This window comes from Parasediminibacterium paludis, from assembly GCF_042651445.1.
Classification (GTDB): Bacteria; Bacteroidota; Bacteroidia; order Chitinophagales; family Chitinophagaceae; genus Parasediminibacterium; species Parasediminibacterium paludis.
In genome coordinates this window covers 40,825-61,143 of record NZ_JBHSDC010000031.1, presented here as the reverse complement: position 1 = coordinate 61,143, position 20,319 = coordinate 40,825, and the positions used below count along the sequence as shown (strand labels likewise).

The window sequence follows — 20,319 nt, the reverse complement described above, 5'->3', positions numbered from 1 at the left end:
GCCAGGTAAAAGGCAACTGCATTATGAAGCAAAAACTCAACTTGTTTTCTTTTACAATGATTGTAGTAGGTGTGGTCATTGGTATGGGTATTTTTCGTACGGCTGCTACGTCGGCTAAAGATGCGATTGCACCTTCGGTATATTTTGCCGCTTGGATTATTGGTGGCCTAGTAGCGCTTTGCGGGGCGCTTACTTACGCAGAAATAGGCAGCCGATACCCGGTTACTGGCGGCTACTACAAAGTATTTTCATACGCTTACCACCCAAGTATTGCTTTTGGTATTAATTGCATTATACTAATCTCTAACGCTGCAAGTTTAAGTGGTGTAGCATTGATTGGAAGCGGTTATATAGCCAAGCTATTTCCACAATTACAATGGAACGATACTGACAAAGCCCTGCTTAGTTGCGCAGCCATCTTTGTATTTTATGGTATTAATCTGATGGGCTTACGCATGAGTAGTAAAGCACAGAATATACTCATGCTTATAAAAATGGGGATGATTGTGGTGCTGATAAGTGCCTTATTTTTCCCGCATCATTATGCTAACCAAACGCAAATTATAGCGCAAGTTGCAGCTACTACTAATACTGCATCTAATATGAGCTGGATACAAAGTCTTGGTGTAAGCCTTATTGCGGTGTCATTTACCTATGGTGGCTATCAACAAACCATCAATTTTGGTAACGAGGTAGATAAACCTGCATCTAATATTCCTAAAGGTATTTTTATAGGCATAGGTATTATTATCGCTTTGTACTTACTAGTTAATCTCAGCTATTATATAATAATCGGTTTTAATAATATGAAGAACGAGCATGAAATTGCTTATGTGGTTATTAATAAAGTATTTGGGTCACGTGGTGCAGATATATTTTCCTTCTTTTTGTTTTTTGGTGTATTGGCTTATGTAAATGCGTTGCTGATGAGTAATCCAAGGGTAATGTACGCCATGAGTACAGAAGGTGTATTGCCTAAAATATTTTCTAAACAAACTGGTAAAAACGAGGTACTTACAGCCTCATTAACTGTGTTTGCAGCAATGTGCATCATCATACTATTTTATGCTCAAACATTTGAAAAGATACTCAACTTTAGCATCTTTTTAGATTGTTTTGGTATGATTGCGTCGAGTGCTACCATTTTTAAATTACGAAAAGAAACAAAGCACCTAGACGGTACAGGCATTTATAAAATGAAGTTGTATCCATTGCTACCGCTCATTTTCATGGGTACTTACTTATTTGTGGGCTTAAGCATTGCAAGAAAAGACTGGCAAACTGCGGCTACAGGTGTGGTGGTATTAAGCGGATTTATTATTATTTATTTCTTATTTATGAATAATAAGAAGGCTAAAGCAGTGCTTTAGCCTTTAATTAATACGATAATATCGCATTTAAAGAATTATATTAAAATAAATCGTTTCTTATGGCGTAAATAGCCAAGCCCATACGGCTATTTACTTGCAGTTTTTTAAATAATCTTTCTCTATAATCATCTACCGTGCGTGGACTTACACTCATTTTTTTAGCAATTTCTACATAGTTAAAATCTGTAGGAATCAATGCTAGGAATTCTTTCTCCTTATCGCTTAATGAAGATACTGGTACCACTTCCGATAAATCGTGCTGTAGGCCCGACACAAGCTTGCTAGATACTTCATCTGGCATATACATGTTTTTCTCAGCCATCGTTTTAATGGCTACCTGTAATTCTTGTGGCGATACATTTTTAGACAAATAGCCTCTTGCCCCGTTTCTAAACATTTTTACGATACTACGTTCGTCGGTTAGCATGGTTAGGGTGAGAATACGAACTAAAGGAAAATGTTTTGACACATACACTGCTGTTTCAAAACCATCCATTACAGGCATACTAATGTCTAACAATAACACATCTGGCAATAAATGTTTATCTAAAAAATCAATACAGTGTCTGCCATTATCTGCTTCAAATAAGACACTACAATTTGGAAAAGAAGCAACTAGTTTAGAAAGAGAGTTGCGGATTAGTATGTGATCATCAACTAGCGCAACTTTAATATCATTCTTATTGATGGTGGATACTGCCATACTATTCGTTTAAAAGTGTGTCTTCATCAGGTATTGGAATGGTTATTTTTACAGTGGTGCCTTTGCCAATGGCACTATCAATGGTAATTGTAGCACCTATTAGGTTAGCCCGGTTCATCATACTTTTAACACCTACACCGCCGCTTTTGTCTTTTTTGGCTTTCTCTTCTGCCAAGTTAAAGCCCTTACCGTTATCCTGTATTTCGATAACAAAAGTATGGGCATCGCTACAATACACTTTAATATTTACATGAGTGGCCTGCGCGTGTTTTAAAATATTTTGTAAGCTCTCTTGCAACATTCGATACAAGAAAATAGTTGTTTGTCCATCAAAATAATTGTAGTACAAATCGCTATCATAAGTAACATTTAGGAAACCCAAACGGTTGATATTGGCTACTTCTGACTTAATGGTTGGTATTAAGCCTTCCTCGGCTATTCTCTCAGTGTGTAAGGTATTGGACAAATGTTGAATATCACTAATCGCTTTATCAATAAACACACCCGTGGTAGAAAGTACATTTTTATCTTCCTCAGAAGACGTAGTATAAGCCAAAGTACTTAAAGATCTACTCACAAATACCAATTGCTGTTTCACATTGTCATGCAATTCTTCGCCAATTAATCGCATGGTATTTTCTTGAATTTCTATTTGGCTACTCAATAACTCTTGATTAAACGCCTCACGCAACCTCGATAATTCTTTTTCCTGTTTGTGCTGTCTGCGTTGGTATAAAAACAAAGTAGTAATAACAAAACCTACCAATAGTAAGGCGATGATGCCGCCAATAACGATGATGATTAAGATTTCTTGATTTTTATCCTGCATAAAAACGCAATACTGAACAGTAAATATAGAAAAACATTGACAACAATTAATAGATACTGGACATTATTTGCTAAAATCGGGGGAAAAGACTTCATCAGATTAGCAGCAGCATAAAATGGAAATGTGACACTATAGAAAAGTAATAAGCCTGTACATATCCAAAAATCTGGTTCTCTTGTAAGGATGATGGCTTTAGGCTTGGCAAATAATTCATAGAAGAAAAGAATTGTAAAAAATACGATCAATAAGCAACCGAAAGCATAACCAACTGAGTGAAAATCCTCTTTTCCTTGGATGAAAATTATATCTACAAATGAAATAATTGGATAAACTGCAGTTGAGATTAAGAGTATTTTTTTTGAAATACTACCCCTTGTTATATTATACAATACCCATAAATAAAACGTGATTTCTATGGTAGTTGATATATTGTATATAAGTGTTGTAGAGCTATTTTTTTTAATCAACCACCCCGCTGCAACTTCAACGAGAAGACTTAGAAATAGGAAAGGTGTAAATCCTTTCAAATATTTAGGCGTAGACTTTTTGAAAAACAAAAGCAGGTTCAGCAAAAAACTTACTGATACAACTACTAAATATATGTATAACTGCAAACTCATTGGATACAAAGTAAAAGCATCCTATAAATAATATGCCCCCCTTAAATTAAGGGGGGCAGTTATCCAAGTCGTTCGTAAGACTAGATTATTACCATTCCAGCATCCCCCCTATCAATAATTGAAATACCAATTTCAGTAGCGTCAGTATCATCAAAAATAGTTTTTCCACACAATGGCGGGCATAATTGTGCCGCATTGTAACCAAGAATATTAGTTCCGTTTTCGCCATTTACATATACATCCTTATTTACAGTGGTACCATAAGCACCTTCTTTCTGCTTTGTAGCTACCATTGCTAAAGTTTGCAAACCAGCATATTCTGGCTTTTCTGCATAATCTTTTGCATAAGCACCAAAATAAAACTTCACGCCATCGGCACCATGCATTTTTGCAGTTTCTAAAAAGTTTTCCAACTCTTCAATGCTCCACCAAGCACTTAAACTGTCTTCTTTGCCTAAACGTTCACTATTTTGAATCCATCTTTCTTGTTTGTAATTTCTGATTACACTATCAACATGCTCGGTTGATACAAATTTGCCCACATTTAGCGATTTTTTTTCGATTGTTAACATAGTTTAGATATTTAGTTGGTGTATAGGTTTTTATTCTTCTGTAAACTTGCATTTAATTCTTTCATATTCATTTGCTTCGCAAATGAAAAGAACGTTGATAATCAATATGATTTATTTATAGAGCAGATGATTTTCAAAATAGTACCGTATTTTAACGGTAAAAAATACCGTAGAAATACGGTGAAAAAACCGTAGAAATACGGTATTAAAACTGCAGAAAACCCGCAGTCGAAAAGGTGTTTTTTTACGCAAAAAAAACCGTGAAAGAAAAAAACCGTTTTTTTTTGAAGTCTTGTACAGATAGAACATATTTGTACTCGTTCGTAAGCATCGTTTTTAGAATCCAATATCCCCGAGATCGCTTACTCTAATTGAAAAACCCCTTTAGGCTAATTACCAAGGGGGTTTTTGTTTATATATGATATTATGTAAATTGCATTTGTACAAGGCTTTAAAACGTTAATACAAAGCCATTATTGTTCCAACTTTACATTAAACCAAATATGACATTACATGGTATATCTCTATTAAAAAGAATACCGATGCTTAAGCTGCTATTACCTCTCGTATTTGGCATTCTTATTCAATATCGCTTTCATGTATCACCATCTACCTTAGCTACTGTGAGCGCTTTCGCGATTTTAGCTTTTGCAGTTTTTAGCGTATTTCCAATTTATTTAAAATTTGCATATGCTTGGATAAAAGTGGTAGCTATCCAAGTATTATTCATAGGTCTAGGTACATTCATTACCTACAACTATGATGGTATTGCCCAATCTAACAATGTTGTAAATAATTATGAGCAACAACCAATTATTGCTACCATACAAGCGCCTTTGGTACCTAAACCTAAATCTTACAAAGCTTTGGTAAGTATTGATGCCGTTTTTAAAAATGGGCATTGGCTACCCATAAATGGTAAAGCATTGTTATACTTTAAAAAAGATAGTAGTGCTTCTCATTTAACATACGGCAGTCAAATAGTAATTACCAAACCACTTTCGCTCATTACTAATCTTGGTAATCCTGGCGGCTTTAATTATCAAGAATACTGCAGTTTTCAGCATATTTATTACCAAGCATTTGTTAGTGGCAACCAATATCTATTACTTGCAAGTACCAATAGTCATCCATTTACTAAATGGCTATTTACTGTAAGAGATCAGGTACTAGCTACTCTAAGAACTTATATACATGCCGCGGATGAGCTTGCTGTAGCAGAAGCTTTGCTTATTGGCTATCGAGACGATTTAGACAGAGATTTAGTACAGCGCTACAGCAACACAGGCGTGGTACACATTATAGCAATCAGTGGCTTGCATTTAGGCATGATATACGGTATGCTTTCTGCGTTATTTGGCTTGTTTAAGCAATATCGTGCCACCAAGATTATAAAACCCATTGTTATTATTCTGGTGCTTTGGCTATTTACATTAATTGCTGGCGCAGCCCCTTCTATTTTGCGCAGCGCTATTATGTTTACCTTTATTGTATTGGGCGATGCTATGCGTAAGCGAAGCAATATTTACAACACTTTGGCACTATCGGCTTTTGTTATTTTAATTGTGAACCCTTATAGCCTTTGGGATGTTGGTTTTCAACTTAGCTACAGTGCTGTTTTAAGCATTATTTTATTTTACAAATACATATTGCAGTGGTTCTATTTTAAGAACAAGCTGCTAAAATGGTTTTGGGCATTAAATGCAGTGACACTATCTGCACAAATATTGACGTTACCAATTATCATTTATCATTTTCATCAATTACCTACCCTGTTTTTTATTACCAATTTGGTGGCTGTGCCTTTATCAGGGCTTATTCTATATGCAGAATTAGCTTTGCTGATTACCACTTGGTTTACGCCTTTGGCAAAAGCTATCGGCTGGCTTACTGAACATTTACTAGCCTTCATGAACGACTTTATAGCTCGCGTAGATGACTTACCTTTTTCGATTTTGAATGGCTTACAAATACATTTGGTACAAGTTGCTTTGTTGTATGCAATTATAACTGCCGCTACTATCTGGTTACTACAAAAGTCTTCAAAAGCCTTGCTTGCTTGTTTAAGTTTTGCTTGCTTCTTTTGCGCTTGGCGCTATTGGGATTTTATGGGTAAATACCGGCAGCATAAAATGATAGTATATAATGTACCAAACTATAAGGCCATAGACCTGATAGATGGCCGCTATTTTCAATTTGTTGGTGATAGTGTCTTACAGGAAGATGGCTTTTTAAGCAATTTTCATTTGCGACCGTCAAGAATATTGCACCGCATAGCCGAGAGCGAAACATTAAGTAATAGCAGTATCGATAGTAATATCATTACCGCTAATGGCAAAACCATTGTGGTTATTGACAAACCCTTACCTCAACATTTTGATTTGCCACAAAAAATAAACGCAGATGTGATAGTGCTATCGCACAATCCTAAAATTTACTTTTCTACACTAGCGCAAGCTTTTAACTGCAAACAATATGTGTTTGACGCAAGTAACCTTGCATGGAAAATAAAGTATTGGAAAAAAGATGCTGATAGCTTGGGCATAAGCTACCATGTAGTAGCAGAGAAAGGTGCTTTTGAGATGGATTTGTAATATTGAAAAGGCGAATAAAAGTTGTATTTCATTCGCCTTAATACCTAATTCACCTCTTTCGCATCTTGCGTTAGCTTCTTGGCTTCTTTTTCTTTTTTGGCAGCTCGCTTTTCTAAATTTTCTTTTTCTTTAGTTGCCTTGTCTGCTTTTTTGTTTAGTTCATCGATTGTACGCTGCTTGACAAAGTCTTTTACAATACCATCGAAGCTTTGTATATAAGCTGTTAGTAGCGCAAATATTTCTTGATGCGTTGAATCGCCTACAAACACGTCACTCGTTGGCTTTACCGCCATTACTACATCGCTTAGATTGTTTTTATCTCTGCCCAATTGATCCACTTTAATATATATATCTAGCTTGCTAGTGGATAATTGTGGTAGCGATACGTTTTTGGCTGTATACAAACCACTCGATTTTTTTAAATTACTGCCGAGTTTTGTAAAATAACTATCTAAGGCGTCTTTAATATCGTTTCTATTACCTTGAATTTGCGTAGCTACAGCTGGCTTTTCGGCCTTATCAACAATTAATCTTGCCTGTGCTGTAGTGGTGTTGGTGGATATTAATAAAAAAAGTGTGACTACACCAACTAAAATCTGTTTCATAAATGATTGTTTGTACCATTACTGTTAAAAATCATGCCAGTAAATGTTTACAATCATTTTATTATGTATACTAAGCCAACCATTTAGTAATCGACTAAAAGGGAAGGCCTCGGTTGTAAGACTACATCCAAGGCCATGAGGCTTCCCCACTTTAACCGTCTTTAACCAATGCGTATAATGATTTTCATACTTAAATGATAGCTTGTACCCTATTTTCAGCGTCATCATTTAAATCATTCAAACCATAATTTACTTTTCTATCCTGCAATTTTATAGCTACTCAAGATAGACGGACGCATGTTATCATCACCGATTATATCATCACTATTGTCTATGGCTTTTATATTTGGTTTAATTAATGATGCTGTTTTTTGGTAGCGATAACCTTTGGTACTGTCAATTGTTTTTTCCAGCTTGCGTTTATCTTCATCAATTTTTTTCAATTTATCCTGTACATCCTTATCCAATTGTTTTCTTTGTTCGTCTAGTTCATGTTGCTTTTCGTCTAATTCGCGCTTCAATTCTTCAGGGCTTTTATCGTCATCATTACTTTTATCATTATCGTAGTTATACTTGCTATTTGCAATATGCTTCAGGCCTTTATCAGTCATGATATATTCTTTACCCGTTTCCCAATCAAAATCTTCATCACTATAAAAATCTCTTGACCAATTATCATCATTATTAAAGCCTACATGTACATCATGCATCCAACCAATTTTATCATCAATTAGTATCCGCTTACCCACTGGTACTGCAATGGTGATGAGTATTTTTTGGTTGCGGAACTTGTCTGTATTGTTAATTGGTATACCCTTATATAATGATAATATACTATCTTTTTGTTCAATGCTATAGGTAATTTTTTCGGCCAATTCATTCGCCTGTGCTTTGGTACGCCCTTGGCTTAAACGCGTTACAGTTACTTGAAAACTATCAGTATTTGAACGGATTAACTTGATGCGTGTGTTAGGCACATAAGCCGTATCATCTAGCATTCCGTTAAATGGTTCAATTTCTAGCCAATGCTTGCGATTTTTATAATATTTATTATAGCCACTTAAACTTACTTCTAGCTTATTTACTTTGGCGTTAGATAGTTTTACAACTTCTTCATTAGCAGTGCTGGTATATTTAAAATCTCTACTTATAGATGCTAATAATGAGATAAAGCAGAACCAACCTACAATCCATAAAGCGATGAATGTACCACGTAATAAAGTGCTATTACGTTTTGCTTTCACAAGTTTTCTAATAATCCAAGTGATAATACCAATGACAGGTACCCAAATAAACAATAGCAAAGTGCCCCATGCAAATACATCTTGCCAGCCATCGTTAATGATAAAATCTTTCACTGGTAATAAACCAAAGCAAGCCACACCAATACCAAATAAGGTTGCAACAATGCTAAACAATACACAGCCCAAAATAAAATAGGCAAATATTTTAGCAATGAGCGCTATAAAACCACCCAAGCCACCACTACTTCTACGAGCAACATAAGCCGCTTCGTTGCTAAATTGTTTTGCTTTAGGGCTAAATTCTTTGCTTATTTCTTCCGCTCTTTCTTTAATTTCTTCACCAAACTTCTTAGCACGACCACCAAAGCCTTCCATGTCGGTTTGTATGGTTTGCTTAATACTGTTTAAATCTACTGGCTGCCCCTTCATTTCTAATTTATCGGCAGCCGTTACAGCTTCAGGTAATATTAACCATAGGATGATGTAAATAATCGTAGCGCCAGGGCTAAATGAAAAGCGTAAAAAGTCTGGGAAACCAAAGAAACCCCAATGACCCCATCTTGCAACGAAAGATAAAAATGGCAATAAAAATATCAGTCTCACAATCCAAGCTTTTACCCCAAAATAATGCCCCAAACCACTAGCTACACCTGCTAGTATTTTATCGTCCATATCTCTAAATAAGCGTTTACGCGTACTACCAATTACTTGTGTAGCACTACTTGGTACAGCTATCCAAAAAATGATGTACGGGATAAAAAATACACTTGATACAAATACCGCTATAATACGTATAATAACCCTATCAATACCAAAATAATTAGCTATACCGCTACACACACCGCCAAGTACTTTATGATTTTCATCTCTATACAATTTACGTGGTTCGCCGCTGTTAAAGCTTTGTTGGCTATTTGTTTGTTGATAGCTTTGTTCTTGCCTTTTTTGCTCGCTACCAAGCTGACTTTTTACATTTTCTTCTTCGCTTTCAAAATCTTCTGGGCGACCCATGCTAGCAATAATATTGTTAACATCAACATCTGTAATGCAAGTGCTACCTTTTTTAAGCGTTTCTGCAAATAATTCAGCAATTCTGCTTTCTATGTCGTTTATAATCTCTTCTTTACCTTCTTCATTGGCAAAAAAGCGTCTTAAAGCTTCTACGTATTGTTTTAAAATATCGTAAGCTGTTTCTTCAATAGGAACTACCCTACCTTGAAAATTTATATTAATTACCTTTTTCATGTGCTAGTTTTTAATTTTTTTAGCCACATGTTATTCGTAAAAAAAATTCGTCGGTGCTGTTTGAAATTACCTTGAAATTTCTTTTACTCATTTCATGATTGTGCGTGGTTAGTTGGTTAAAGTTATTGGTTGTTATTGTCAGAAGACGTAGCAGGCTGTGTTAATAAATGGACAGCATCTGCCAGTTCCTTCCAAGTTTTTTCTAGTTCAGCATAAAAGGCCAATCCTTTTTCTGTCATCACAAAATACTTCCGTGGCGGACCACTATTACTTTCTACCCAGCGGTAAGTTAAGTATTCCGCATTTTTAAGCCTTGTAAGCAAGGGGTAAAGTGTACCTTCGAAAATGTTCAAGTTGGCAGCTTTCATTTTATCTACAATGTCACTTGGGTAAACTTCACCCTGGCGAATCACTGATAAAATGCAAAACTCCAGAACGCCTTTTCGCATTTGACTTTGAGTGTTTTGGATATCCATTTTTTGGAGTTTTATTGGTGGTATAAGCCTGCCGTTAATGCCTTTTTTTAAGTGGTTAATGGCAGGCCGTTTTTAAATTAAATTTGTGATAGTTTTGATTTCAATGATGACTTGCCTACTCAATAATTTATCTAAATCTATCAAATCAACGTCATCTGTGTTGGTATCAAACTATCTTACAGAGATACCTGGGAACCTACCGCAAGTTCGTGATTTTTGAATACGTTGTAAGTTCCAAAAATCAATTGCCTTTAAAGAGCTTTTGTTGCTATCCATATTTGTAGCAAGCGTTTCTTTTACTTCGGTGGTTAATGTGTTTAATGCGTTCGCGTTTAAAGCATTAAAGAAGTTTGTTGTTTGCGTTTTCATAACGATTATGTTTTGTGTATCAGCGAGACTTATTTCACTGCTACTGTTTTTAAATTCTCAAATCAATTGTGTAACATGTTTTACATTGACAACACAAAGATGTAACTTATTTGGTACTATGCAAAACAAAGTACCAGTTATTTTTTAGTAATGACCTTTAACATAGAACTGTTTGTATTGATTATCAATATATTAGTACAAGAAAAAAATTAAAAAAAATTTTCTAAATTTCTTAGAAATCTTACGACCGAAGATGATAAAAAACTATTTTATAATTTGAAATGGTGCAAAACCATCTCCTTTTTATAAAAAATACTTATTGAAATATCGTTTTTTTGGAATTAGTACCAACATTTACCAAATAATTTAGACATACATCCTATTGCTATTATTACTTTGCACCATAATTAGACTGTATGAAGTACTTTGTTATGATTGCTTGCTTTTTGCCAATGCTAACTAGCGCTCAAAGCAAAAAGAAACAATTAAAAATGGCCGCCGCCGCCGAACAAAAAGCAAACGAAATGCTTATCAGCAATCTACAAACACATGTTCAATATTTGGCTGATGATAAACTAGAAGGTCGTAGAACTGGCACCGAAGGCGAAAAATTGGCCATGCAATATATCATTAACCAATATCAAGAAGCAGGCTTAGAACCTAAAGGCACCAATGGCTATATCCAAGCATTTACTATTAACGAAGGCAAACAAATAGATACAATTACTAAATTGGTGGTAAATAATAAGAGCCTTATCATACTAGACGATTTTTTTCCTTTAAGCTACAGCGCTACTACTAGCATTAAAGGTTCGGCTGCACTATCGCTTAACGAAACTGGTAATCCTTGGTTTAGAGATGTAAAGGAATGGCTAGAAGACAATGCCACTAATCCGCATTATGATATAGACGAAGCTATTAAAAAAGATGCTAATAAGGCCGCTGCAAAAGGCGCTACAGCCTTATTTATTTATAATAGTTCATCTGCCGTAGATAACATACAGTTTGATAAAAACGATAAATCTGCTGCTGCAAAAATTCCAGTTATTTATATTACTAAAGATGGTTTGGCGAAAGCTTTTGCCGACCATTCCGCAACGCAAAACATTACTGCCACTGTCAGTATGAGCGAGAAAGTACGCACAGCGCATAACATAGCTGCCTTTATCAATAATAGTGCTGCTACTACCGTTATTCTTGGTGCGCATTACGACCATCTTGGTTATAATGAAGATAAAAATGCACTCGATACAGGTCATATTATTCACAATGGCGCAGATGATAATGCGAGTGGTACGGCCGCTTTAATAGAGTTAGCAAAACAATTGCACGAATCATCACCTAAAAACAATAACTACTTAATTCTACATTTTAGTGGCGAAGAATTGGGCTTGTTTGGAAGTAAGTATTGGCTAGAACATCCTACCACCAACATCACTGCTAATTACATGATTAATATGGATATGGTAGGTCGTTACGATACAACTCGGAAACTTATAGTTGGTGGTTATGGTACATCCCCAGTTTGGAGCAATATTTTTGAAACCACCACTAACAATAATTTATTACTAAAATTTGATAGTACGGGTAGCGGTCCTAGCGACCATGCCAGTTTTTACCGCGCCAATATACCTGTGTTGTTCTTCTTCACAGGTAGCCATCCAGATTATCACAAAGCCACAGATGACTGGGATAAAATTAATTACGACGGTGAGCGACAAATAGTGCAATATATCTACCGCTTGATACAAACCACCGATTCTAAAGGCAAACTAACATTTACCAAGACCACCGAGCCACAAATGGGCCGAGCTACCTTTACCGTAAGCCTTGGTGTGCTGCCAGATTATGGCTACGGTGGCACTGGTGTGCGTATAGATGGTGTGAGCCCAGGCAAGTTAGCCGAGCGCATTGGCCTGCAAGCTGGGGATGTACTGCTACAACTTGGCGACTATAAATTTGTAGATATACAGAGTTATATGCAAACGCTTAGCAAGTTTAAAAAAGGCAATGCCACCAAGCTTACCATTAAACGTAAAGACGAAGAAAAAACCTTCGATATTGTATTTTAAATAGTTGGTGTGATAGGCGTTCGTTAACAATATGCAACGCCAATCATACATAATGATAGCTGTCGAAGCACTAGATGTATATGAAATATTCATTTATCTAAAAAAATCTTTAAAAATTTTTAAAGATTTTTTTTGCGTGTTTTCAAATAATACTTGTTAAAAATAAAGCTAAAATGATTGTTTTTATTAGCAAGCAAAATCCAAATGCTAGCTAGGTTCGTATATTGCCATTTTCTTTCTGTAACCCAGTGGTAGTAGGGGTTACATGGCATATGCACTAATTATACTTTTTTGTTTTGGCATGAAAGTTGAAAATCTACTAACGTTATCAAACTTCAAAATATCATTAAAAACAAAAATTATGAAAACATTCATTAGTAAAATTGCAGGTGTTATGGCTATCACATTTATTAGCGCTAACGTTCACGCACAATTAGGTATTTCTACTGCTGCAAGTGCAGCAACCAAAGCCACAGTGAATGCTACCAAAGTAAGTAATGTAGTAAGTAAAACCACCAATGCTGTTACAGCTTCAGTAAAGGCCACAACTAGTGCTTCAAAAGCCGCTACATCAAATGCTATTAACACTACAAAAAGTATATCAGAAAATACTAGTGTAAATGCAGATGCGAGTGCCAATGCAACTAGCAACACAGATGCTAAAAAGAAGGATAATACTGCATCTGCCAGCAATGAGTTACGGGCCAATTTAAACACATCAGCAAATGCTACATTGCCTACAAAGGAAATGAAAGATGAGGCCAAAGTGAAGTCATCAAAAATGAAAGCCGAAGCAAAAGTAAAAGCAGATAAAGTAAAAAAAGAAGCTAAATCTTTAAAAGATACTAAGGTATCTGCTACTACAGAAACATCGGTTAAAAGTAATATTTCTGCTATAAAAAACTAAGTATTTCAAGCTTTATACGGGGCACAATTGTGCCCCTTTTTAACTGTCTTAAAACAACTGTTATGAAAACAATATTACTTTACATATGGTTGCTATTGCCATTCATTTCATTGGCACAAAGCGATTCTACAAATACAAAAAGCAATCACTTTATTGCTTCTATTAATTATCAAACAAGGTTACATTATTTTGGCCGAACCGATAGCATACAAAGCAGTGGATTATTGCCATCTATGAGTTTAGAAAGTAAGTTAGGTATCTATGCAACTGGTAATTTTATTTTTGTTAATAACGCTACTACACCTACCAAATATGTAGGTACTACCGTTGAAATTGGCTATCAAATACCTGCTACTACACACTTTAATGGCAATGTGTTTTACACACAATTTATTTACAATGATAAGCGTTTATTAGTGCAATCTGCATTAAAATCTCAAGCAGGTATTAATACTGCTTTTACGAATAAGATTATAAATATCAATATTGGTGGAGATTTAAAATTTAGCGATAAAACAGATTATGGTGCCACTTTTGGTTTAGACCATTTGTTCCTTTATAAAAAAGGATTAAAAAATATGGCTTTCGCCTTCAACCCGTCGGTATATGTTTATGCTGGTACACAAAATTTCAGCAACACTTATCAAGAGCAAAAGCGAAACTTACTAGGGCTACCTTACACACAACAAACTACTGAAACAGTTACCAATTTCAATATTTTATCTTACGAAATTTCAATGCCAATAGTATTTGTATGTGGTAAGTTCAATGCATCTATTACACCTAGTTATGTGGCACCACAAAACCTAATACTTGTTGCTAATAATCCTTCGCAATCCGAGCGAGGTACTAATTTATTCTATGCTACCTTCGGTATTGGTTGTCGCTTATAACATTTTAGGTTCTTAGCATATAGCTTAACCATTGCTCTAGTTATTTTGCACGATGGGTTTTTTGAGTTCGGTTTAAAAGTACCATTGATATTAAATAAAATCTTTTGCAGGCATGGCATCGTAAGTTCTATCGCCTAATAACCTGCCAGCTTTTTTCTTATTTACACCGCCCCATTGTTTAAAAAAGAAAGCAACGCCTTGTTCATCACACTGTTGTTTAATATCCCAAACCCAAGATTCTTGCATAGATCTCGCTTTTCTACCACTCTCACCACCTACAATTACCCAATCAATATTGGTTAAGTTCAAGTTTGGTAACGCACCAATTAACGGTTCGCAGGATAAGAATTTCACCTTCGCATCGGTATCTCTCAAATAGTCAATTCTTTCAACTACTCTTGAATCTTCAACCGAAACGCCCATCCAAATATTGTTTGCCCAATTTAGCTTATGATGCAACTCGTATAAACGTTCAGCCCGCTTGGTTAACACTTGGTAAGTATGCTGCGGTGTATTATTCATTACGGTGAATACTTTCTCAATAAATTCAAAAGGTACATCTTTATGAAAAAGATCACTCATTGAGTTAACAAATACCACTTTAGGTTTCTTCCACTCGTAAGGCGTATTCAATGCATTTTCATGCGTTCTTACAGCAAAGCCGTCTTTATATTTTTCAATGCCCATTGCCTCTAATCTTCTCGTCATTACTTCTGCATAACAATACTTACAACCTGCTGAAATTTTATTGCAGCCAGTTGTAGGATTCCAGGTCATTTCTGTCCACTCTATTGATGATTGTGCCATGGTTATTCTAGTAAGGTTTTAATGCAATTGCTTAAAAATTAAGTTACCAAGTTTATCCGGATTTGCTTCTGCAAACGGTATAAACCAAATATCCTTAGGGTTATTGACATTTCTATTAATTTCATAAAGTACAACCAAATCGCACCATATATTTTTTTGGTCAATATAGTCTTTGGTCAATACAATATTCATTCCTTCCCCCATTGTATTCGCACTTGGATAAATTAATGCATCATAAAAGTTGTCAAAAGGTTTGAACTGTATCATTATTTTATTGTAATATGTAGCAGTGATTTTGTATGCCTTTTCTCTATTGGAATTTTTACAAAACAACTCACTCAAGTATTTTAATTTTTCAGTGAAATTCAGATAATCGTCATCTGATTGACACATTCCTTTTAAAGAATTATCAAAATGATTATACAAAAAATGGAAATTTTTATTGTTTGCAATTGAGTTTGAGTAATAAGGCAAAAACCAAAATATGGGTTGATTTATAATCTGCCATCTTGATACAGCAGCAACTCTTCCATTGAAAGAAGAGTCATCAAGTATCTTTTGCATAGTAGTCTCCATTAATGAAGGTTGAGCCCCATCACTAAAATTTGCCATCCCGCCAGCTATGCTTGCATAAAAAACTTGTTGCCCTTCAACATTGCATCGTTGCAAAGGAATCTTACTCTTTTTAGAATCAGGTACATATGAACAACGAGAAATATTTGTACATACCTCGTTTTTGTTAAGTAAAGAAGTTCTAATTAAAAAAGGGATTTGTACTGATTGAGCTCCTAAAGGAACTTGATGTATTAAGTCTTCAACCAAAGAATCAAATTCGAATTCTGAAATAGAATTATCATTAAGCAATTTTTCAAAAGTTTTTATATAAGTATCAGTAGAAATTAAAGACATACTTTTATTAATTGAGTAGGATTAAAATTACTTCAACAATAATAAATTTTCAAAACAACCTCCCCTGTTCACCAGGTCTTCTAAACTGTGTGGTATCAAGCCCCCAACGTTCTGCGTTTAGGTTATAGAGTTTGTTGTATTTAATAAATTGCTGTCGTACCAGTTCTGCTATTGGGCCTTCGCCTCTCATACGCTTGCCATAACGGCTATCATTTACTTGCCCACCGTGGCCGCTTTCTATCAAGTGCCATACCTTATCTGCCCTATCAGGAAAGTTCTTATACAGCCAATCATGAAACATCAATTTTATAGCACCATTGAGCCGTATAAATGTGTAGGCACTAAATGTTGCACCGTTTTCACTTGCTGCCTGCATGATGCGTTGCATTTCATGTTCATTCAAGCCAGGTATCATTGGCCCGAGCATAACACCCATGCGCACACCCATATCGCTCAGTTCTTTTATCAGTTTTAAGCGTTGTGTGGCTGTGGTAGTTCGTGGTTCCATCACACGGCGCAAATCTTCGTTAAAGCTTGTTATGCTTACCAATATGCTAATAAGATTTTTACTAGCCATCTTTTGCAGTAAATCTTTATCGCGCAACATGCCTGCGTTTTTGGTAATCATACCTACAGGCTGGTTAAACTCATTACACACTTCTAGCAATTGCCTTGTAATGCGAAACTTCTGCTCGGCAGGTTGGTAACAATCTGTATTGCCACTAAGGCTGATGGGCAAACATTCCCATTTTGGGTGCATCAAAAATTTGCGCAGCAATTCGGGTGCATTTTTCTTTACAATTATTTTACGTTCAAAATCTAGCCCAGCACTGTAGCCCCAGTATTCGTGTGCATTTCTAGCATAGCAATAAATACAGCCGTGCTCACAACCTTGGTATGGGTTCATGCTGTAAAACATACCCACATCGGGGCTATCTACTTTATTTACAATGCTCTTTGCATGGTCTTCGAAATACACCGTGGCTTCGTTGGATTCTGTCCAGTCATCGATAGCTTCTATATGTGCTTTTACAGTTTCATTTGCTAAAAAGCGGTTCTTCGTATTGATTTGCGCACCCCTGCCTTTTAGGTACGCGGCATTGCCTTCAACGGAAGGTTTTGGTTTAGCATTGGGATTATCATTGATATTACTCATATATTCATTTACAATCTCTTGTGAGGCTTTTTTCTTGTAATACCATTGGTTCATATAAATAGCGACGCCTGCATGACCTTCTCTTTTTCTTTGCCCAATAATGGAAAACTAGCCGCTACTGCATAGCTTTTATTGCCAAGTTTACGTTTTAGCAATATGGCATTGGTAGCCATAAAACTGGCTGTGAAAGGTGTGTTGCTGTATTCAAGCCAGCTTTTTTCATATTGCCAAGGCTGTAATCTTCTAGCAATGGTAATATGTGGCTCGGTTATAAAATGTGGCTTATGTTCTTGATCAAATTTTAGTAACGGTTGTATTGGTCGCAACTCTTTCACCAAGCGTACGATTGGCTTCTTCGTTTTAACATTAATAAAAATTGTGTGTGATGGAAAACCACCAAAGCCTTCTAAATCTATTTTACAAGGCGCATTGGTAGCCATTACTTGCTCAAACTTTTGAATAATTCTGGCTTCATGCATTTCAAACTGCATAAACTTCACCAGCGTAAGATGTGGCTTTAAAAAAGCCGCCATTGGGCAGTCGTAATTATCCGCAAATGCCCGTTTAAGATCCAATATTTTATTAAATAAATCTTCGTGTGGTTGCAGTATCAACAAGTATTCACTCACTGCAAGTTGTTTACTGCTAAATAGCGGCTGCTTAGTATAAGCATTACTTAAAAGTAGATGTGACATAGTAACAATATTGCTAATAGTTTTTATAGAAATATTCGGTTAATCAATTGTTCGCTTTCGCCGGCTTTGGTGCGATACAAACACAGGGCTTGTAGTTTATCATCACATACATCAAACGCTACATTACGTAGCATTTGTGCCGATGGAATGTTTAAAGCGGTTTGCCATTCGGCTAAGGTGCTACACAATAAGCCGTGCGTTTTGGTGAGGCTGCCATCGCTTAATAAACACATATTTCGCAGATACCTAAATAGTGTTGCTTCCGTTTGTTCGGCTGCGCAAAAACCCGCTAATGCAAGTTTGGCGCCATGGCTATCGCACTCAGCTACTATTTTATAGTCAATTTGTTGAGGCTTAGAAAATATTAGTGCTGGATTCATAAAAACTAAATTTTGTGGTATAAAAATACTAACTATTTTAGCATTTCAAAATTAATTTTTATGGACCATGAAATATTTAGCAAGGCAGCCTATACAGGCACTAAGCAATTTACCCAACAAGATGTACAAACAGCCAATGCTACAGGCTTTGGTGCTGCAGCCGATGATTATGCCGAACGTGGTATTGACTTAAACGAGCAGTTGATTATGAACAAACCTGCTACGTTCTTTTTTAGAATGAATAGCGATGCGATGGTAGGCGCTGGTATTAATGCAGGCGATATTTTAATTGTAGATAGAAGTATTAAAGCCATGAATAATAAAATTATTGTGGCTGCTGTAGATGGCGACTTGATGGTAAGGCGCTACCTACAATCGTTTAACAAAGCCACATTAAGCCCAGAAAACAAAAAGTATAAAGAGGTAGAAATCAATGAATTTACCGCTTTTCAAAGTTGGGGTGTTGTTACTTGCGTGATACATATTCTTGATGCTAACTTAATGGCATTTAATAAAAATGCCACACAACAAAAGCGTAAATAATGATTGAACGAAAGTATTAAGATTTATGAAAGCCATTATTGATTGTAACAGTTTTTATTGTTCTTGTGAAAAATTGTTTCGGCCCGATTTAGAGCACAAACCTGTTGTTGTGTTAAGCAATAACGATGGGTGTATTATTTCGCGTAGCGATGAAGCTAAAGCTTTTGGTGTAGAAATGGCAGGCCCTTATTTTAAAGCAAAGCCCTTAATAGAAGCACATGGTGTAGCGACGTTTTCATCTAATTACAATTTATATGGCAATCTTAGTTGGCGTGTGATGGAAACCTTACGTATGTTGATTGGTACAGACAATGTAGAAGTGTACAGTGTAGATGAAGCTTTCTTAAACTTAGATAAAGTACCCAAACAACAACTACACGAAACAGTGCGCAATATTAAGGACACTGTAGAAATGTGGACAGGTATCAAAGTATCTATTGGTGTAGCACCTACCAAGGTGTTAAGTAAGGTAGCTAATAGATTGGCCAAGAAGAATAAAGTAATAACCAACTGTATTTTAATACTCGATACACCACGAAAAATAGAACAAGCATTACAACGCACTGAGGTGGAAGATATTTGGGGTGTTGGCCGTCAGTATGCACAAAAGCTAAGGCATATGCAAATAGAAACTGCTTGGCAATTGAGCCTTAAAAATATAGAATGGGCGCATAAGCATTTAGGTGGTGTGGTAGGCGTAAGATTATTACGTGAACTTAAGGGCGTTGAAAGTATTGTGATGGAAGAAGAATTGGTAAATAAAAAAATGATTGCCACTACTAGAATGTTTGGTAAGCCTGTAAAAGATATTGCGAGTATAAAAGAAGCGGTAGCTACCTACACCTCTAGAGCTGCTGAAAAATTACGTAGACAATATAGTGCAGCCAATATTATTAGCGTGTTTGTAGTGCCTAAAGAACCATCTACTACAGGACGCTTTAGGCATGGACCCAGCATTAGCGCCTACACTACTTTAGACAATGCCACTTCTATTACCAACCAACTAATAAAGCCAGCGGTAAAACTGGTAGATAGTTTATTTGAAGAAGGTAGATTGTACAAAAAGGCTGGCGTAACCCTTAGCGGTATTGTACCAGACAGTTCTATTCAGGGCAACTTATTTGTGCCAGAAGCTACCAATAAAAGCCGCATGCTAATGAACATGATGGATAACATGAACTTTGCAATGCGTGATGATATTATCAAATTTGCCGCTAGTGGTACTACACGCAATTGGAAAATGCAGAAAAACTTTCATAGCCCAAGATATACCACAAGATGGGATGAATTATATGAAATAGGCTAATCCTGAAAATCTAGAATTAGATTT

20 protein-coding genes are annotated in these 20,319 nt (G+C 35.9%); 7 read left to right on the top strand and 13 right to left on the bottom strand.

Annotated elements, in window-relative coordinates; translation table 11 throughout:
* Positions 1 to 23: 23 nt before the first annotated feature.
* Positions 24 to 1,370: an APC family permease gene (locus ACFOW1_RS16745; protein ID WP_379015888.1), complete on the top strand. Its 1,347-nt coding sequence runs from the start codon at positions 24 to 26 to the stop codon at positions 1,368 to 1,370.
* 40 nt (positions 1,371 to 1,410) lie between these two features.
* On the opposite strand, the gene ACFOW1_RS16740 is transcribed toward ACFOW1_RS16745, so the two are convergent.
* The 4 genes from ACFOW1_RS16740 to ACFOW1_RS16725 form a co-directional block, all read right to left on the bottom strand.
* Positions 1,411 to 2,073, bottom strand: coding sequence for a response regulator (locus ACFOW1_RS16740; protein WP_379015886.1), 663 nt, complete (start codon positions 2,071 to 2,073; stop codon positions 1,411 to 1,413).
* 1 nt (position 2,074) lies between these two features.
* The gene (locus ACFOW1_RS16735; RefSeq protein WP_379015885.1) at positions 2,075 to 2,902 is read right to left on the bottom strand and encodes a sensor histidine kinase; all 828 of its coding nucleotides are present in this window, start codon (positions 2,900 to 2,902) and stop codon (positions 2,075 to 2,077) included.
* Positions 2,875 to 3,522 carry a hypothetical protein gene (locus ACFOW1_RS16730; protein WP_379015884.1) on the bottom strand — a complete coding sequence of 216 codons (648 nt, stop codon included), beginning with the start codon at positions 3,520 to 3,522 and terminating at the stop codon, positions 2,875 to 2,877. The genes ACFOW1_RS16735 and ACFOW1_RS16730 overlap by 28 nt, the downstream gene beginning before the upstream one ends.
* A gap of 80 nt (positions 3,523 to 3,602) precedes the next feature.
* On the bottom strand, positions 3,603 to 4,094 hold the full coding sequence (locus ACFOW1_RS16725; protein ID WP_379015882.1) for a hypothetical protein: 492 nt from the start codon (positions 4,092 to 4,094) through the stop codon (positions 3,603 to 3,605).
* A gap of 542 nt (positions 4,095 to 4,636) precedes the next feature.
* Here ACFOW1_RS16725 and ACFOW1_RS16720 point away from each other — a divergent pair.
* Entirely contained in the window at positions 4,637 to 6,688 is a 2,052-nt protein-coding gene (locus tag ACFOW1_RS16720) for a ComEC/Rec2 family competence protein (protein ID WP_379015880.1), read from the top strand.
* Between the two features lie 44 nt (positions 6,689 to 6,732).
* On the opposite strand, the gene ACFOW1_RS16715 is transcribed toward ACFOW1_RS16720, so the two are convergent.
* The 4 genes from ACFOW1_RS16715 to ACFOW1_RS16700 all read right to left on the bottom strand — a co-directional run bounded on the left by ACFOW1_RS16715 (position 6,733) and on the right by ACFOW1_RS16700 (position 10,627).
* Positions 6,733 to 7,293 carry a hypothetical protein gene (locus ACFOW1_RS16715; RefSeq protein WP_379015878.1) on the bottom strand — a complete coding sequence of 187 codons (561 nt, stop codon included), beginning with the start codon at positions 7,291 to 7,293 and terminating at the stop codon, positions 6,733 to 6,735.
* Positions 7,294 to 7,550: 257 nt separating this feature from the next.
* Positions 7,551 to 9,782, bottom strand: coding sequence for a PspC domain-containing protein (locus ACFOW1_RS16710; protein WP_379015876.1), 2,232 nt, complete (start codon positions 9,780 to 9,782; stop codon positions 7,551 to 7,553).
* Between the two features lie 122 nt (positions 9,783 to 9,904).
* On the bottom strand, positions 9,905 to 10,258 hold the full coding sequence (locus ACFOW1_RS16705; RefSeq protein WP_379015875.1) for a PadR family transcriptional regulator: 354 nt from the start codon (positions 10,256 to 10,258) through the stop codon (positions 9,905 to 9,907).
* A 171-nt stretch (positions 10,259 to 10,429) separates the two neighbouring features.
* Complete coding sequence (locus ACFOW1_RS16700) at positions 10,430 to 10,627, bottom strand: hypothetical protein (protein ID WP_379015874.1); 198 nt, start codon at positions 10,625 to 10,627, stop codon at positions 10,430 to 10,432.
* Between the two features lie 416 nt (positions 10,628 to 11,043).
* Here ACFOW1_RS16700 and ACFOW1_RS16695 point away from each other — a divergent pair, with 416 nt between their 5' ends.
* From ACFOW1_RS16695 to ACFOW1_RS16685, 3 genes are all read left to right on the top strand, one after another.
* Positions 11,044 to 12,699: a M20/M25/M40 family metallo-hydrolase gene (locus ACFOW1_RS16695; protein WP_379015873.1), complete on the top strand. Its 1,656-nt coding sequence runs from the start codon at positions 11,044 to 11,046 to the stop codon at positions 12,697 to 12,699.
* Between the two features lie 361 nt (positions 12,700 to 13,060).
* Positions 13,061 to 13,606: a hypothetical protein gene (locus ACFOW1_RS16690; protein WP_379015872.1), complete on the top strand. Its 546-nt coding sequence runs from the start codon at positions 13,061 to 13,063 to the stop codon at positions 13,604 to 13,606.
* Positions 13,607 to 13,668: 62 nt separating this feature from the next.
* Positions 13,669 to 14,499 (top strand): hypothetical protein, encoded by an 831-nt coding sequence (locus tag ACFOW1_RS16685; protein ID WP_379015870.1) that lies wholly within the window; start codon positions 13,669 to 13,671, stop codon positions 14,497 to 14,499.
* Positions 14,500 to 14,589: 90 nt separating this feature from the next.
* Here the strand turns inward: ACFOW1_RS16685 and ACFOW1_RS16680 are convergent, their stop codons facing one another.
* Genes ACFOW1_RS16680 through ACFOW1_RS16660 form a run of 5 tightly spaced genes read right to left on the bottom strand, consistent with a single transcriptional unit; the run spans position 14,590 to position 18,446 of the window.
* Positions 14,590 to 15,306 carry a DUF5131 family protein gene (locus tag ACFOW1_RS16680; protein ID WP_379015869.1) on the bottom strand — a complete coding sequence of 239 codons (717 nt, stop codon included), beginning with the start codon at positions 15,304 to 15,306 and terminating at the stop codon, positions 14,590 to 14,592.
* 18 nt (positions 15,307 to 15,324) lie between these two features.
* Positions 15,325 to 16,215 (bottom strand): hypothetical protein, encoded by an 891-nt coding sequence (locus tag ACFOW1_RS16675; RefSeq protein WP_379015867.1) that lies wholly within the window; start codon positions 16,213 to 16,215, stop codon positions 15,325 to 15,327.
* 49 nt (positions 16,216 to 16,264) lie between these two features.
* Positions 16,265 to 17,425 carry a PA0069 family radical SAM protein gene (locus tag ACFOW1_RS16670; RefSeq protein ID WP_379015865.1) on the bottom strand — a complete coding sequence of 387 codons (1,161 nt, stop codon included), beginning with the start codon at positions 17,423 to 17,425 and terminating at the stop codon, positions 16,265 to 16,267.
* Positions 17,422 to 18,066: a 2'-5' RNA ligase family protein gene (locus tag ACFOW1_RS16665; RefSeq protein ID WP_379015864.1), complete on the bottom strand. Its 645-nt coding sequence runs from the start codon at positions 18,064 to 18,066 to the stop codon at positions 17,422 to 17,424. The genes ACFOW1_RS16670 and ACFOW1_RS16665 overlap by 4 nt, the downstream gene beginning before the upstream one ends.
* 23 nt (positions 18,067 to 18,089) lie before the next feature.
* Positions 18,090 to 18,446 carry a hypothetical protein gene (locus ACFOW1_RS16660; RefSeq protein WP_379015862.1) on the bottom strand — a complete coding sequence of 119 codons (357 nt, stop codon included), beginning with the start codon at positions 18,444 to 18,446 and terminating at the stop codon, positions 18,090 to 18,092.
* A 60-nt stretch (positions 18,447 to 18,506) separates the two neighbouring features.
* On the opposite strand from ACFOW1_RS16660, the gene ACFOW1_RS16655 reads away from it, so the two are divergent.
* On the top strand, positions 18,507 to 18,989 hold the full coding sequence (locus ACFOW1_RS16655) for a LexA family protein (RefSeq protein ID WP_379015861.1): 483 nt from the start codon (positions 18,507 to 18,509) through the stop codon (positions 18,987 to 18,989).
* 25 nt (positions 18,990 to 19,014) lie between these two features.
* Positions 19,015 to 20,295, top strand: coding sequence for a Y-family DNA polymerase (locus ACFOW1_RS16650; protein WP_379015859.1), 1,281 nt, complete (start codon positions 19,015 to 19,017; stop codon positions 20,293 to 20,295).
* Positions 20,296 to 20,319 lie beyond the last annotated feature (24 nt).